We start from the raw sequence: 16,170 nt of genomic DNA, 5'->3' as shown, positions 1-16,170 counted from the left end.
AAATACTCATGCAGCTCCCATATTTTTTAATGAAAACATTTACACTTATCAAAGCCGTGTTTTTTGCCTGCGTCTGTGGTATAATTGTTCAGTTAGAAATAAAATTTAAAAATTCAGAGGAAATCATGACAAAATTAAGAGAAGATATCCGTAACATTGCGATTATCGCCCACGTTGACCACGGAAAAACAACCCTTGTTGACGAATTATTGAAGCAGTCTGAAACTCTTGATGCTCGTACAGAGTTGGCAGAGCGTGCTATGGACTCAAACGATATCGAAAAAGAGCGCGGTATTACGATCCTTGCTAAAAATACAGCCGTTGCTTACAATGGAACTCGTATCAACATCATGGACACACCAGGACACGCGGACTTTGGTGGAGAAGTTGAGCGTATCATGAAAATGGTTGACGGTGTTGTCTTGGTCGTAGATGCCTACGAAGGAACCATGCCACAAACTCGTTTCGTATTGAAAAAAGCCTTGGAACAAGACCTTGTCCCAATCGTGGTTGTTAACAAAATCGACAAACCATCAGCTCGTCCAGCAGAAGTAGTGGACGAAGTCTTGGAACTTTTCATCGAGCTTGGGGCAGACGATGACCAGCTTGATTTCCCAGTTGTTTATGCTTCAGCTATCAACGGAACATCTTCCTTGTCAGATGATCCAGCTGATCAAGAAAAAACAATGGTGCCAATCTTTGACACCATCATCGATCATATCCCAGCCCCAGTAGACAACTCAGATGAGCCTTTGCAGTTCCAAGTGTCACTTTTGGACTACAACGACTTCGTAGGTCGTATCGGTATCGGTCGTGTCTTCCGTGGTAGTGTGAAAGTTGGGGACCAAGTTACCCTCTCTAAACTTGATGGTACAACCAAGAACTTCCGTGTAACAAAACTCTTCGGTTTCTTTGGTTTGGAACGTCGTGAAATCCAAGAAGCCAAAGCAGGTGACTTGATTGCCGTTTCTGGTATGGAAGATATCTTTGTTGGTGAAACCATTACTCCAACAGATGCCATTGAACCACTTCCAATCCTTCATATCGATGAGCCAACGCTTCAAATGACCTTCTTGGTAAACAACTCACCATTTGCAGGTCGTGAAGGGAAATGGGTAACTTCTCGTAAGGTGGAAGAACGCTTGCAGGCAGAATTGCAAACAGACGTTTCCCTTCGTGTTGACCCGACTGATTCACCAGATAAATGGACTGTTTCAGGACGTGGAGAATTGCACTTGTCTATCTTGATCGAAACCATGCGTCGTGAGGGTTATGAACTTCAAGTATCTCGTCCAGAAGTTATCGTAAAAGAAATCGACGGTGTCAAATGTGAGCCATTTGAGCGCGTGCAAATCGATACCCCAGAAGAATACCAAGGATCTGTTATCCAAAGCCTTTCTGAACGTAAGGGTGAAATGTTGGATATGATTTCAACTGGTAATGGTCAAACTCGTTTGGTCTTCCTTGTTCCAGCGCGTGGTTTGATTGGGTACTCTACTGAGTTCTTGTCAATGACTCGTGGTTACGGTATCATGAACCATACCTTTGACCAATACTTGCCGCTCATCCCAGGTGAAATTGGTGGACGTCACCGTGGTGCGCTTGTTTCCATCGATGCTGGTAAGGCAACGACCTATTCTATCATGTCTATCGAAGAGCGCGGAACTATATTTGTTAACCCAGGTACTGAGGTTTACGAAGGAATGATCATCGGTGAAAACTCTCGTGAAAATGACTTGACTGTTAATATCACCAAGGCTAAACAAATGACCAACGTACGTTCTGCTACCAAGGATCAGACGGCAGTTATCAAGACGCCGCGCATCTTGACCTTGGAAGAATCGTTAGAATTCTTGAATGACGATGAGTACATGGAAGTAACGCCAGAATCTATTCGTCTGCGCAAGCAAATTTTGAACAAACAAGAACGCGAAAAAGCCAATAAAAAGAAAAAATCAGCTGCAGCTGAATAAGCAAAAAGGAAAGGAGCAGCAAGATGGTTTACCTTATCATTGGAATTTTAATCCTCTTTTTCTACATTTTTGCTGTTCCATCCAGTATTAAAGGCACTGTTAATGCTGTGACCATGGTTTTACTGATTGTGGCCTTGATTATCTTATTTGGCTTAGGCATTTTTCAGATTTTCCAATTGCCAGCTGAATATTTTGTAGGATTTGGCCTATCCGTAGTGACCGTCTTGGCTTTGCGGGATATTAATCGTCTCAAGCCGCCTAAGAAATCAAAAAAGAATTTTGATGAAGAATAAAAAAGAGCAAGAGCTTAGAAAGTCGGGCAGACATTTTGAGTTCTTGCTTTTTTTAATCTATATTTTTACAAAAACAATAGGCTTATGTTACAAAATATTTCAAATAGATGAAAACATATCATTTTTTTCAAAACTTGCTTACAGTCGAAAATAAAAGACTCCTATGACTTTTTTATTTCTACAAAAAAAGGTAAAATAGAATGAAGTATGAATGGAAGAGGTTGCTTATGAAAAATATAGCAAATTTTGCCAATAAAAAGGTCTTGGTTCTGGGATTGGCCAAGTCGGGTGAGTCAGCAGCTCGCCTTTTAGATAAATTAGGAGCCATCGTGACAGTGAACGACGGGAAACCTTTCGAGGAAAATCCTGCTGCTCAATCCTTGCTAGAAGAAGGAATAAAAGTGGTGACAGGAGGCCATCCCTTGGAGTTGCTGGACGAAGACTTTGAACTGATGGTGAAAAATCCAGGTATTCCTTATGACAATGCCATGGTCGTCCGAGCTCTGGAGAAGAAGATTCCAGTTATTACTGAAGTCGAGTTGGCTTTTCTGATTTCTGAAGCGCCGATTATTGGTATTACGGGTTCAAACGGCAAAACGACGACCACAACCATGATTGCGCAAGTCTTGACGGCTGGCGGTCAAAATGGTCTCTTGTCTGGTAATATCGGTTTTCCTGCTAGTCAAGTAGCCCAAACAGCCAGCAGCAAAGATACGTTGGTCATGGAATTGTCTTCCTTCCAATTGATGGGGATTGAGGCTTTTCATCCGCAAATAGCTGTTATTACCAACCTCATGCCGACTCATTTGGATTATCACGGCTCTCTTGAGGAATATGCAGCTGCCAAGTGGAATATCCAGAAAAACATGACAGCTGATGATTATCTGGTTTTGAATTTTAATCAAGACTGGGTCAAGGAAATGGCTAGCCAGACTCAGGCTACTGTTGTGCCTTTTTCAACGACTGAAAAGGTGGATGGTGCCTATCTAGAGGGTGATGTCTTGACCTTCCGCGGAGAGGCGATTATGCAGGCGGCTGAAATTGGCGTTCCTGGAAGTCACAATATTGAAAACGCTCTGGCTACGATTGCAGTAGCCAAGCTGCGTGGTATTGACAATCGGACGATCAAAGAAGTCTTGTCAGCTTTTGGGGGTGTTAAGCACCGCCTCCAGTATGTGGGGCAGGTGAATGAGGTTGCCTTTTACAATGACAGTAAGTCTACTAATATTCTGGCAACACAGAAAGCCTTATCTGGTTTTGACAATAGCAAGGTGATTCTAATTGCAGGTGGCTTGGACCGTGGCAATGAATTTGACGAGTTGGTGCCTGACATTAAAGGACTCAAGAAAATGGTGATCTTAGGGCAATCAGCTACGCGTGTAAAGAGAGCGGCTGATCAGGCTGGTGTTTCTTATCTGGATGCGATTGATGTCCGAGATGCAGCTCATAAGGCCTTTGATCAAGCGGAGTCAGGAGACATTGTCTTGCTCAGTCCTGCCAATGCCAGCTGGGATATGTATAGTAATTTTGAAGTCCGTGGCGATGAGTTTCTCGCTGCATTTGAAGAATTAAAAGGTTAAAATGAAAAAGATTGTATTTACAGGCGGAGGAACGGTCGGGCATGTAACCCTTAACCTTCTCCTGTTTCCAAAATTTATCAAAGAAGGCTGGCAGGTCCACTATATTGGTGATAAGCGTGGTATTGAGTATCAGGAAATCCAAAAGTCAGGACTGGACGTGACCTTCCATTCGGTAGCTACGGGCAAGCTTCGCCGCTACTTTTCTTGGCAGAATCTGCTGGATGGCTTTAAGGTCGTCTGGGGCATTTTCCAGTCGCTGGGTATTATGCTCAAGGTACGGCCGCAGGCTCTCTTTTCTAAGGGAGGCTTTGTATCCGTTCCGCCCGTGATTGCAGCCCGGCTGTCCGGAGTGCCCGTCTATGTTCATGAGTCGGATCTATCCATTGGCTTGGCCAATAAAATCGCTTATAAGTGTGCCACCAAGATGTATGCGACCTTTGAGCAAAGTTCCAGTCTGACCAAGATTGAGCATATAGGAGCTGTGACCAAGGTCGGCAACCAAGAGTCAGTCCTAGTGCAGGAGTTAGAAGAAATCCGTCAGCATTTTGATAAAGAGCTGCCCACACTGCTTTTTGTCGGTGGTTCTGCTGGTGCTAAGGTCTTTAATGACTTTGTCAGCCAGAATCAAGCTGCGCTGACCGAACGCTACAACGTTATCAATCTGACAGGCGATGCAAGTTTAGATGTTTTGTCTGAACGTCTCTTTCGCAGAGCCTATGTGACCGACCTCTACCAGCCTTTGATGGATTTGGCAGATGTGGTGGTGACTCGCGGCGGTTCCAATACAATCTTTGAGCTTTTAGCCATGGCTAAGCTGCATATTATCGTTCCTCTGGGACGCGAAGCCAGTCGCGGCGATCAGATTGAAAATGCGGATTATTTCGTGAAAAAGGGATATGCCAAGCAATTGGCAGAGGAACAGCTGGATATGAGCAATTTACAGATAGCACTTGATGACCTTTTGGCGAACCAGGCTTCTTATCATCAAGCTATGCAAAATTCTCAGGAAATCAAGTCTGTAGATGAATTTTATGCTTTATTGAAGGCGGATATTGACAAAGGAAAGAAATGAGCAAGAAAAACCACGATGTACCAAAGGAAGAGGTAAGTGAGCACCTCTCTGAATGGCAGAAACGAAACAAAGAATATCTTGAAAAGAAGGCTCAGGAAGAGGCCAGCAAACAAAAGGAGCTGGAAGCAAAAGAAGCTGAAGACTCAATCGAAGGCGGAGAAATAGCTGAAGAGACGGAAGAAGATGACTCATCTTATGAAGAGGAAGAAACAGAATATTTGGAAGATGACTCATCTGAACCTGAGCTTGAGACTGAATTGAGCGAGAAAGAGCGCAAAAAACTGGAGAAACTTCAGAAAAAGGCAGAAAAAGAAGCTGCTAAGGTGCATATCTCGAGGATTCATATTTATCGAGCGCTGCCGGTTTTGCTTGGCAGTGGCTTGATTTTTCTCCTGTCAGTCTATTTTTTGACGCCACTGGCGACCATGAAGACTATCAAATTTTCAGGGAACCAAATGGTCAGTCAGGAAGACCTGCTCAAAAGCAGTAAGATTGATGAGAAAGACTATACTTTAACAACCTTTATCAACGGCGGTAATCATATCCGCAATATGAAAGCGTCTAGTCCTTGGATTAACAACCTAGAGATGGCTTATCAGTTTCCAATTACTTTTCAGGTAAAGGTCAATGAGTACGGAGTTCTGGCCTATCTGCATGAGGGTGGCCAGTATTATCCTATTCTGACAAATGGGGAGATTATTTCGGACCCGACTGCTGCAGATTCTTTGCCAGAAACCCATATTTCGATAGAGTTTTCAGATAAAAAATTGATTAAAGAATTTGCCCTTCAAATTGAAAAGGTACCGGCTTCGGTCAAGAAAAATATTAAGACAGTTCAGCTGACTCCAAGCAAGGTGACACCGGACTTGGTTACGCTGACTATGCATGATGGCAATAAAATTTTGGTACCAATTTCGCATATTGCCAAAAAACTGCCATATTACAAGGGAATCCAATCACAGTTGGAAGAGGGTGTACCTAGTGTTGTAGATATGGAGGCTGGGATTTTTAGTTATGTTGAAGGAGCTCAAAACGAGTCGTCTTCTTCTGACGAAGAAAAGCAGAAAACAGAAGAGAAACCGACGGGACAGCAAACAGAGCAAGCGGCTGAGCAGGTGACAGAAAGTCAGGAAGAAGAACCTGCAGAGCCGCAAAATTCGACAGAAAACCCGGTAAATACCGAAAATCGCTAAATTATATGTAGAAAAACTGCACATTTTCATTTTCTTTATGTTATAATAAAGCTTGGATAACTCTAATTTTTAGCGTTATTAGTATAGACCGGAAACATGGAAGATAGAGAGGACTGGTGTAATGGCTAGAGACGGCTTTTTTACTGGATTAGATATAGGAACTAGCTCAATTAAAGTGTTGGTGGCAGAGCACATCAACGATGAAATGAATGTTATTGGAGTCAGCAACGCAAAAAGTGCTGGCGTTAAAGATGGAATTATTGTTGATATTGAGGCTGCTGCTGCTGCCATTAAGACAGCTATTTCTCAAGCAGAAGAAAAGGCAGGCATTTCAATTGGTTTAGTTAATGTCGGACTTCCGGCTAATCTCTTACAGATTGAGCCTACTCAAGGGATGATTCCTGTGACTAGCGACTCCAAGGAAATTACTGATACGGATGTGGAAAATGTAGTCAGATCCGCTCTGACTAAGAGTATGACTCCTGACCGCGAAGTGATTACTTTCATCCCAGAAGAGTTTGTAGTGGATGGTTTCCAAGGGATTCGTGACCCACGCGGTATGATGGGGATTCGCTTAGAAATGCGTGGTCTTCTCTACACTGGACCACGGACTATCCTCCACAACCTCCGCAAGACAGTGGAGCGCGCGGGAGTTCAGCTTGAGAACGTTATTATTTCCCCGTTGGCAATGACTAAGTCAATCTTGAACGAAGGGGAACGTGAGTTTGGTGCAACTGTCATTGATATGGGCGGCGGCCAAACTACAGTGGCTTCTGTTAGAGGTCAAGAACTTCAATATACGAATATATACCAAGAAGGCGGCGACTACGTAACCAAGGATATCTCCAAGGTTTTGAAGACTTCGCAAAAGTTGGCTGAAAGTCTCAAGTTTAACTATGGATCTGCTTATGTTCCTGAAGCTGGAACAGAGTCCTTCCAAGTAGAAGTGATTGGCGAGATTGAGCCAGTTGAAGTAACTGAAAAGTATCTGGCTGAGATTATTTCTGCTCGTATCCAGCATATTTTTGAGCAAATCAAGCGTGATTTGGATAGAAGGCATCTTCTCGAGTTGCCAGGCGGCATCGTGATTATCGGTGGAGCAGCAATTCTTCCAGGAGTGGTTGAGTTGGCTCAGGAAGTCTTTGGCGTGAATGTCAAGCTTTATGTGCCAAATCAAATCGGCATTCGCAATCCAGCCTTTGCACATGTTATCAGCCTGTCAGAGTATGCTGGAAACTTAACAGATGTGGATATGCTGGCTCAGGTTGCTGTTCATGGTGATGAGCAACTGCGCCATCGACCTGTATCCTTTGACCGTCCTGTTCAGTCAGTACCACGCTTTGAACCTCAACCAGCTGATGAGATTCCTGAGGAGCCGGTCCAAGAAATTCCAGTTGCCAGTGCTGATGTGCCAAACCAAGAACCAAAAACCGGTATTACAGATCGGATGCGCAACCTAATTGGCAAAATGTTTGATTAAGGAGAATACAGAGAATATGACATTTTCATTTGACGCTGCTGCTGCACAAGGCGCAGTAATTAAAGTTATTGGTGTCGGTGGAGGTGGCGGTAATGCCATCAACCGAATGATTGATGAAGGTGTTGCTGGTGTTGAATTCATCGCAGCAAATACAGATGTTCAAGCTCTTAGCAGTGCCAAAGCTGAAACAGTTATTCAGCTCGGTCCTAAGCTGACTCGCGGACTCGGTGCCGGAGGTCAGCCTGAAGTTGGTCGCAAGGCTGCTGAAGAAAGCGAAGAAGTCCTGACTGAAGCTCTGCAAGGAGCAGATATGGTCTTCATCACTGCTGGTATGGGTGGTGGATCTGGGACAGGTGCTGCTCCAGTAATCGCTCGTATCGCAAAGAATGTTGGTGCTCTGACTGTTGCTGTAGTTACACGTCCTTTCGGTTTTGAAGGAAGCAAGCGTGGAACCTTTGCAGTAGAAGGAATCAACGAACTTCGCGAGCATGTAGACACACTCTTGATTATCTCAAATAACAACTTGCTTGAAATTGTAGACAAGAAGACTCCGCTCCTTGAAGCACTCAGTGAAGCAGATAATGTTCTTCGCCAAGGTGTCCAAGGGATTACCGACTTAATTACCAGCCCAGGGCTGATTAACCTTGACTTTGCTGATGTGAAAACAGTTATGGCAGACAAGGGTAATGCTTTGATGGGAATTGGTGTTGGTAGCGGTGAAGAACGCGTTATCGAAGCTGCTCGCAAAGCTATTTACTCGCCTCTTTTGGAAACAACCATTGATGGTGCAGAGGACGTGATTGTCAACGTTACTGGTGGTCTAGATATGACCTTGATTGAAGCTGAAGAAGCTTCAGAAATTGTCAACCAAGCAGCAGGTCATGGTGTGAACATCTGGCTCGGTACTGCGATTGATGAGTCTATGAAGGATGAAATCCGCGTGACTGTTGTGGCTACTGGTGTCCGTCAGGATAAGGTTGAAAAGGTTAGCGGTATTCGTCAGACCCAGCAGCCTACTAGTCCAAGCCGTCCGCAGCAAGTTGAGCCAAATCGCGAAGTTCGCTCAGGACAGTTTGAACGAAACTTTGATATGACCGAAACAATTGATACTCCTGCTCCAACTCGTCAAAGAACGGATGCGCCTAAAGGTTCAGCCTTTGGTGATTGGGATCTTCGCCGCGAAGCGATTGTTCGTCAGGCTGAACCAAGTTCCTCAGCCCGCGTGGAGCGCTATGCAGAAACTAATGAAGATGATGATGAGCTGGAAACACCTCCATTCTTCAGAAATCGTTAATCTAGATCATGAATTTGCAGAATAATAAAGAGTTGGTCTTTCAATCCGTCGCTCAGGCGGCGGAGCAAGCCCAGCGTTTGAAAGATTCAGTGAATATCATTGCAGTTACCAAATATGTTGACTGCGAAACAACTCAGGAGCTTGTTCGTACAGGTATTCAGCATGTCGGAGAAAATCGGGTAGATAAATTTCTAGATAAATACCATGCTCTGAAAGATGAGAATCTGACCTGGCACCTGATCGGCAGTTTGCAGAGGAGAAAAGTCAAGGATGTGATTAACTATGTTGATTACTTTCACGCTTTAGATTCTGTGAAATTGGCCAAGGAGATTGACAAACGAGCCCAACATGTGATTAAATGTTTCCTGCAGCTGAATATTTCTAAAGAAGAGAGCAAGCATGGTTTTTTGGTTGAAGATCTAGAACTTGTCCTGCCTGAACTTGAAAAATTAGAAAATGTTCAAATTGTGGGATTGATGACTATGGCTCCGTTTGAAGCTAGTCATGAGGAGCTGAACCAAATGTTTGAAAAGGCTCATCAACTACAAAAAGAATTAAAAAAGAAACAGTTAAATAATATGCCCTTTTCTGAATTAAGCATGGGAATGAGCCGTGATTATCCAGAAGCAATTGCCCATGGCTCGACCTATGTCAGAATTGGTACAGCATTTTTTAAATAGGAAAGAAATATGTCATTAAAAGATAGATTTGATAAATTTATAGATTATTTTACAGAAGATGGAGATGAGACTGAGGTTCAGGAGCAGACCGTCAGCAGACCTGCGGCGCCTGTTAAGCAGAAGCCTGAATTGGCTCAGCCTAAGCCAGTCAGAGAGAGCAAGCCAGCTCCTCGTCCGGTTGCTGCGGCGAAGCCACAGCCTAAACCACAGCCACAACAGAAATCTTCTACAGAGAATATTACCAGACTGCATGCACGTCAGCAGGAATTGGCTCAGCACCGTGCAAATGCGGATGAGAAGATTACGATTGATGTTCGTTATCCGAGGAGATATGAGGAGGCGACTGAAATTGTTGACCTGCTTTTGGCCAATGAAAGCATCCTGATTGACTTCCAGTATATGACTGAGGTACAGGCTCGACGTTGTTTAGACTACTTAGATGGTGCTCGTTATGTCTTGGCTGGAAATTTGAAAAAAGTTGCAAGCACTATGTATTTGCTGACTCCGATTAATGTAGTGGTAAATGTGGAAGATATCCGTCTGCCAAACGATGTTGAAATCAGCGAATTCGACTTTGATATGAAGCGCAGTAGATAAGAGATATGTTATATTTTGTAATTCGTGCCATCTCTAATCTTTTCGATCTTTATAGCATTGCCTTGATTGTCTATGCACTTCTGTCTTGGTTTCCAGGAGCGTATCAAACCAAATTCGGAGAGTTTCTAACACGAATTGTAGAACCGTATTTAAAACTTTTCCGCCGTCTTCCCTTGCAGTTTGCAGGGCTGGACTTTACTGTTTGGGTTGCAATTCTGGCTTTAAACCTTTTAAATCGTGTGGTCTTTTATTTAATAGGCGTCTTACTAATGTTATTATGATGAAAGATTTATATCAACACTTTTCGCATGAGGATCGAGAGTTTATTGATAGGAGTCTGGAGTTGCTTCAGCGGGTTCAAGATACCTATGCCTTTGAAACAACATCTTTTCTGAATCCCCATCAGGTCTCAATCCTGAAGAATATTGGCAAGCAATATGATGTGCAAGTCTTTGCTAGTTCGGATTATTTTCCAAGTGAACTGGCAAGAGTTCTTGTGGTGCCTTCTTATTACCAACTGAATATGGATGATTTTGAATTGAGCTTGCTGGAAATTTCCTATGCAAGCAAATTTTATAAAATCAGTCATTCGCAGATTATGGGCACTCTTCTCAATCAATTAGGGATTGAAAGACGAACCTTTGGCGATATTCTTGTAGTTGGAGACCGTGCTCAGCTCTTTGTAGATAAAAGACTGGCTCAGTATTTTATAGATCATGTCACTAAAGTAGCAAAGATGCCTGTCAAATTAAAGGAAGTTTCCTTTGCGGAGCAGTTAAAAGAGCAGAAGCAGGCTGTTGCCAGAGAAATTTTAGTATCTAGTCTTCGCATGGATAAGTTGGTAGCCAGCACCTTTAAGTTGTCAAGAAGCCAGGCTGCTCAGCTGATTTCTGGCAAGCATGTGAAAATGAACTATGCTGTTAATGACAACCCCAGCCAGCAGGTCGGGCTTGAAGACTTGATTAGTGTTAGACGATTTGGAAGATTTAAGGTTTTAAGAGAAAATGGCCTTTCCAAGAATGGAAAACATAAGTTAACCGTTGAATTATTAGCTAGTAAATGAGGAGGAAGTATGACACTTACAGCATTAGAAATTAAAGATAAATCCTTTGGAACCAAGTTTAGAGGCTATGATGTTGAAGAGGTAGATGAATTCCTTGATATCGTTGTCCGCGATTATGAGGACTTGGTTCGTGAAAACCACGAAAAAGAAGCAAAAATTCGCAATCTGGAAGAACGTCTGACATATTTTGATGAGATGAAAGACTCTCTCAGCCAGTCTGTCTTGATTGCTCAGGATACGGCTGAGCGTGTTAAAGTTGCTGCAAACGAGCGGTCTACAAATATTGTCCGTCAGGCAGAGCAGGATGCACAGCATTTGTTGGATGGAGCTAAGTATAAGGCTGATGAAATTTTGCGTCAGGCAGCTGACAATGCTAAGAAAGTAGCCATTGAAACAGAAGAACTGAAAAACAAAACACGTGTCTTCCATCAACGTTTGAAATCAACCATTGAGAGCCAACTCAGCATTGTGGATTCGTCTGAATGGGAAGAAATCCTTCGTCCGACAGCTACTTATCTGCAAACCAGCGATGAAGCTTTCAAGGAAGTTGTATCTGAGGTTCTGGGAGAAGAAGCAGTTGTTCGTGAGGAAGAAGTGGATGTGACTCGTCAATTTTCTCCAGAAGAAATGGCTGAATTGCAAGAGCGCATTGAAGCTGCTAACCGTGAATTAGCTGCGACCCAAGCTTTTTCTCCGCTTAGCGATGAAGATATAGAAGCTCATGCAGCTGAGGAAAACTCAGAAGCTGACCATCACGATGATGATACAAATGGGGAACAAAAAGTTCCAGTAAATATTTTATAATTTTTAAAGAAGATAAGATTGTAAAAACACAGACCAAGCAAAATACTTTCAGCGAGCAGATGATGGTGAGAGATCTGCAGTCCATCTTGCTTGGGCTATCATTTTACAGAACTTTCGTCTGAAATCAGTAGGATGAGACGGCAGTCCACGTTACGGACAAAGAGGGGCAAGAGGAGTTATGCTATTGTCTTGCCTAAACAAAGGTGGTACCGCGAATTTTCGTCCTTTTTGGAGAAGTTTGCGGTTTTTAATTTGTAATTTTAAAAATAAAGAGGAATACAATGAAACTGAAAGAAACACTCAATCTTGGGAAAACTGCTTTCCCTATGCGGGCCGGTCTTCCAAATAAGGAGCCAATCTGGCAAAAGGAATGGGATGAAGCTAAGCTTTATCAACGTCGTCAGGAATTGAATGAAGGCAGGCCACATTTTGTCCTACATGATGGCCCTCCTTATGCTAACGGGAATATTCACGTTGGCCACGCCATGAATAAAATTTCCAAAGATATCATTGTTCGCTCAAAGTCTATGGCTGGCTACTATGCACCTTACATTCCAGGATGGGATACGCATGGTCTGCCGATTGAGCAGGTCTTGGCAAAGCAAGGTGTTAAGCGCAAAGAGCTAGACTTGGTAGAGTACCTCAATATGTGTCGGGACTATGCTCTCAGCCAAGTCGAAAAGCAAAAAGAAGATTTCAAGCGTTTGGGTGTTTCTGGTGATTGGGAAAATCCTTATGTAACCTTGAAACCAGATTATGAAGCCGCTCAGATTCGCGTCTTTGGTGAAATGGCTAAGAAAGGATACATATACCGTGGCGCTAAGCCAGTTTACTGGTCTTGGTCTTCTGAGTCAGCTCTAGCTGAAGCAGAGATTGAATACCATGACTTGGTCTCTACCTCTCTTTACTATGCCAATAAGGTTAAAGATGGCAAAGGGGTATTGGACTCAGATACTTACATCGTCGTATGGACAACAACTCCATTTACCATTACAGCTTCTCGTGGATTGACAGTTGGAGCAGATATTGATTACGTAGTCGTACAACCAGCTGGTGAATCTCGTAAGTTTGTGGTTGCTTCTGAATTGTTGAATAGTTTGTCTGAGAAATTTAGCTGGGCCGATGTTCAAGTTTTAGCTACCTACCGTGGTCAAGAATTAAACCACATCGTGACAGTTCACCCATGGGATACTGCTGTAGATGAGTTGGTCATTTTGGGTGACCACGTTACGACAGACTCTGGTACGGGTATCGTTCATACAGCGCCTGGTTTTGGTGAGGACGACTACCATGTCGGTGTAGCCAATGGACTGGAAGTTGCTGTGACAGTCAATGAGCGCGGTATCATGATGGAAAATGCTGGTCCTGACTTTGAAGGCCAGTTCTATGATAAGGTTGTGCCGACGGTTATTGAAAAGCTTGGTGATTTGCTCCTTGCTCAGGAAGAAATTTCTCACTCTTATCCATTTGACTGGCGTACTAAGAAGCCAATCATCTGGCGGGCAGTACCACAGTGGTTTGCATCTGTTTCTAAATTCCGTCAAGAAATTTTAGATGAAATTGACAAGGTTAAATTCCATTCTGAATGGGGTAAAGTACGTCTCTACAATATGATTCGTGACCGTGGTGACTGGGTTATCTCTCGTCAGCGGGCTTGGGGTGTGCCGTTGCCAATCTTCTATGCCGAAGACGGAACACCAATCATGACGGCCGAAACCATCGAGCACGTAGCTCAGCTCTTTGAGGAGCACGGCTCTATCGTCTGGTGGAAGCGTGAAGCCAAAGACCTCTTACCAGAAGGATTTACTCATCCAGGTTCTCCAAATGGCGAGTTTACTAAGGAAACGGATATCATGGACGTTTGGTTTGACTCAGGTTCATCATGGAATGGGGTTTTGGTTAACCGTCCAGAATTGACTTATCCGGCTGATCTTTACCTAGAAGGCTCTGACCAATACCGTGGTTGGTTCAACTCATCTCTTATCACATCAGTTGCCAACCATGGCGTAGCCCCATATAAACAAATCTTGTCACAAGGATTTGCCTTAGATGGTAAGGGCGAAAAGATGTCTAAATCCCTTGGAAATACAATTGCTCCAAGTGACGTGGAAAAACAATTTGGTGCGGAAATCTTGCGTCTCTGGGTAACCAGTGTAGACTCCAGCAATGACGTTCGTATCTCCATGGATATCTTGAGCCAAGTTTCTGAAACCTACCGTAAGATTCGGAATACGCTTCGTTTCTTGATTGCTAATACCTCTGACTTTAATCCAGCTGAGGATGCCGTAGCTTACGAAGAACTTCGTTCTGTTGATAAATACATGACTATCCGCTTCAATCAATTAGTAGAGACTATTCGCAAGGCTTATGCAGACTTTGAGTTTCTGACTATTTATAAAGCGATTGTCAATTTTGTGACCGTTGACTTGTCCGCTTTCTATCTGGACTTTGCCAAAGATGTCGTCTATATCGAAGCAGCTAAATCATTGGAACGTCGTCAGATGCAGACTGTCTTCTATGATATTTTGGTCAAGATTACCAAGCTGCTGACACCAATCCTGCCGCACACGGCAGAAGAGATTTGGTCTTACCTAGAGCACGAAGAGGAAGAATTTGTTCAGTTATCTGAATTGCCAGAAGCTCAGACTTTCCCAAATCAAGAAGAAATCTTGGACACTTGGTCTGCCTTTATGGACTTCCGCAGTCAGGCTCAGAAATCCTTGGAAGAAGCCCGCAATGAGAAGGTTATCGGGAAATCATTGGAAGCACACCTGACTGTCTATCCAGATGAAGTCATCAAGACTTTGCTTAAGGCAGTCAACAGTGATGTGGCTCAGCTTCTTATCGTTTCACAATTAACGATTGCTGAAGGACCTGCTCCAGAAGGCGCTCAAGTCTTTGAAGATGTGGCTTTTGTCGTAGAGCATGCGCAGGGGCAAGTCTGTAATCGCTGCCGTCGCATTGACACAACAGTTAAAGAGCGCAGTTATCAAGCCCTTGTCTGTGACCACTGTGCAGAAATTTTAGAAGAAAACTTTGCTCAAGCTGTCTCAGAAGGCTTTGAGGTTAAGTAAGTTTCCAAAATAAAAAATGGCTTTGCCCTTTAATGGCGAGCCATTTTTTAGATAGATTGATTTGAAAATTTGTTAAATTAAAATTAAATTAGAAAAAACAAACAGGTGCAAACGCAACTGTTTTCTGTTATACTAATTATACATTAGGAGTGTCTATTTTAGCTAGAATGTTTTGGAGCTGAAAGAGCTCAGAGGAAGTCAGTTTCTGCAGAGCCTGACTGGTATAAGTATTTTCAAAGCCAATTAGCTGGTCGTAGAGTTTGAGAGCCTGATTGCTAGGATAGAGCTCTTTGAACTTCTTATTTTGAGCTTTGGTCTTTTTGATAATCAAGCCCCTATCTTCCAGCTTTCCTAGGGATCGGCTGAGGGTAGTCTTGTCAATCTGCACCATCTCTGCCAGTTGTGATTGGCTGAGACCTTCATTTTCGACGATGCGAATGAGAAGTAGAAACAAATTATTGTCTAGGCCGTAGTTACCGGCTTTCTGATTCATTTTCATCATAGCCTGTCTAGAAATAAAGCCCATTTGTCGGAAAAGTTGACGGTGATCCATAGGAACTCCTTTATAGTTGCATTTGCATTTATTATACATTAAAAAGTTAGAGGAAACAAGTATGTGGTCTAGGAAAAAATTAACTGAGTTGAACCCGATAGAATTTTATCAAATCTTAAAATTGCGCATTGACACCTTTGTGGTGGAGCAGGAGCGCATTTATCATGAACTGGATGAGAAGGACTTAGAAGCATTGCACGTTTACCATGCTAATGAAAAAGGGGAAATTGATGTTTATGCTCGGGTCTTTGAAGAGGGAGAGCATTTAGTCTTTGGTCGAGTAGTCACAGCTCAGTCTGTACGAGGACAGGGATTAGGAGGACAGCTTATCAGAGAAATCTTGCAATTATGTGCTGAAAAATGGCCAGGAAAGGAAATTGAAATAGAGGCTCAGGAGCAAGTGGCTGCTCTCTATGAAAAATATGGTTTCAAGGCGGTTGGTCAACCCTTTATTTTTGAATCGACGCCTCATATTACCATGATCTATAAACAATAAAAAAACTAAGGCCTGGCC

Annotated in this window: 15 protein-coding genes; 14 read left to right on the top strand and 1 reads right to left on the bottom strand. The window is 43.2% G+C overall.

Going from position 1 to position 16,170, the window contains the following annotated elements; translation table 11 throughout:
• Window positions 1–125: 125 nt before the first annotated feature.
• The 13 genes from typA (at window position 126) to ileS (ending at window position 15,103) form a co-directional block, all read left to right on the top strand.
• The gene (gene typA, locus MK370_RS04375) at window positions 126–1,973 is read left to right on the top strand and encodes a translational GTPase TypA (protein WP_268684305.1); all 1,848 of its coding nucleotides are present in this window, start codon (window positions 126–128) and stop codon (window positions 1,971–1,973) included.
• A gap of 23 nt (window positions 1,974–1,996) precedes the next feature.
• Window positions 1,997–2,266 carry a DUF3165 family protein gene (locus MK370_RS04370; protein ID WP_002929675.1) on the top strand — a complete coding sequence of 90 codons (270 nt, stop codon included), beginning with the start codon at window positions 1,997–1,999 and terminating at the stop codon, window positions 2,264–2,266.
• A 227-nt stretch (window positions 2,267–2,493) separates the two neighbouring features.
• Complete coding sequence (murD, locus tag MK370_RS04365) at window positions 2,494–3,846, top strand: UDP-N-acetylmuramoyl-L-alanine--D-glutamate ligase (protein ID WP_268684304.1); 1,353 nt, start codon at window positions 2,494–2,496, stop codon at window positions 3,844–3,846.
• A 1-nt stretch (window position 3,847) separates the two neighbouring features.
• Entirely contained in the window at window positions 3,848–4,918 is a 1,071-nt protein-coding gene (locus tag MK370_RS04360) for a UDP-N-acetylglucosamine--N-acetylmuramyl-(pentapeptide) pyrophosphoryl-undecaprenol N-acetylglucosamine transferase (protein ID WP_268684303.1), read from the top strand.
• Entirely contained in the window at window positions 4,915–6,111 is a 1,197-nt protein-coding gene (locus MK370_RS04355; protein WP_268684302.1) for a cell division protein FtsQ/DivIB, read from the top strand. Before MK370_RS04360 ends, MK370_RS04355 begins: the two co-directional genes overlap by 4 nt.
• 121 nt (window positions 6,112–6,232) lie before the next feature.
• Window positions 6,233–7,591: a cell division protein FtsA gene (ftsA, locus tag MK370_RS04350; protein WP_268684301.1), complete on the top strand. Its 1,359-nt coding sequence runs from the start codon at window positions 6,233–6,235 to the stop codon at window positions 7,589–7,591.
• Window positions 7,592–7,607: 16 nt separating this feature from the next.
• Entirely contained in the window at window positions 7,608–8,885 is a 1,278-nt protein-coding gene (gene ftsZ, locus MK370_RS04345) for a cell division protein FtsZ (protein ID WP_268684300.1), read from the top strand.
• 8 nt (window positions 8,886–8,893) lie between these two features.
• Entirely contained in the window at window positions 8,894–9,565 is a 672-nt protein-coding gene (locus tag MK370_RS04340) for a YggS family pyridoxal phosphate-dependent enzyme (RefSeq protein ID WP_268684299.1), read from the top strand.
• A 9-nt stretch (window positions 9,566–9,574) separates the two neighbouring features.
• A complete protein-coding gene (locus MK370_RS04335) occupies window positions 9,575–10,162 on the top strand; it encodes a cell division protein SepF (protein WP_268684298.1) in 588 nt (195 codons plus the stop codon).
• A gap of 5 nt (window positions 10,163–10,167) precedes the next feature.
• On the top strand, window positions 10,168–10,443 hold the full coding sequence (locus MK370_RS04330; protein ID WP_268684297.1) for a YggT family protein: 276 nt from the start codon (window positions 10,168–10,170) through the stop codon (window positions 10,441–10,443).
• Window positions 10,440–11,225 (top strand): RNA-binding protein, encoded by a 786-nt coding sequence (locus MK370_RS04325; protein WP_268684296.1) that lies wholly within the window; start codon window positions 10,440–10,442, stop codon window positions 11,223–11,225. Before MK370_RS04330 ends, MK370_RS04325 begins: the two co-directional genes overlap by 4 nt.
• Window positions 11,226–11,234: 9 nt before the next feature.
• Window positions 11,235–12,029: a DivIVA domain-containing protein gene (locus MK370_RS04320; RefSeq protein WP_002907042.1), complete on the top strand. Its 795-nt coding sequence runs from the start codon at window positions 11,235–11,237 to the stop codon at window positions 12,027–12,029.
• A 281-nt stretch (window positions 12,030–12,310) separates the two neighbouring features.
• Window positions 12,311–15,103 (top strand): isoleucine--tRNA ligase, encoded by a 2,793-nt coding sequence (gene ileS, locus MK370_RS04315; protein ID WP_268684295.1) that lies wholly within the window; start codon window positions 12,311–12,313, stop codon window positions 15,101–15,103.
• Between the two features lie 136 nt (window positions 15,104–15,239).
• Here ileS and MK370_RS04310 read toward each other — a convergent pair whose 3' ends face one another.
• Entirely contained in the window at window positions 15,240–15,695 is a 456-nt protein-coding gene (locus MK370_RS04310) for a MarR family winged helix-turn-helix transcriptional regulator (protein ID WP_268684294.1), read from the bottom strand.
• 22 nt (window positions 15,696–15,717) lie between these two features.
• Between MK370_RS04310 and MK370_RS04305 the strand changes: the two genes are divergently transcribed.
• Window positions 15,718–16,152, top strand: coding sequence for a GNAT family N-acetyltransferase (locus tag MK370_RS04305; RefSeq protein ID WP_268684293.1), 435 nt, complete (start codon window positions 15,718–15,720; stop codon window positions 16,150–16,152).
• Window positions 16,153–16,170: the final 18 nt, after the last annotated feature.

Source organism: Streptococcus sanguinis, from assembly GCF_026781265.1.
Lineage (GTDB): Bacteria > Bacillota > Bacilli > Lactobacillales > Streptococcaceae > Streptococcus > Streptococcus sanguinis_T.
Note: the sequence above shows the minus strand (reverse complement) of the source record. Positions and strands in the feature narration are given on the sequence as shown.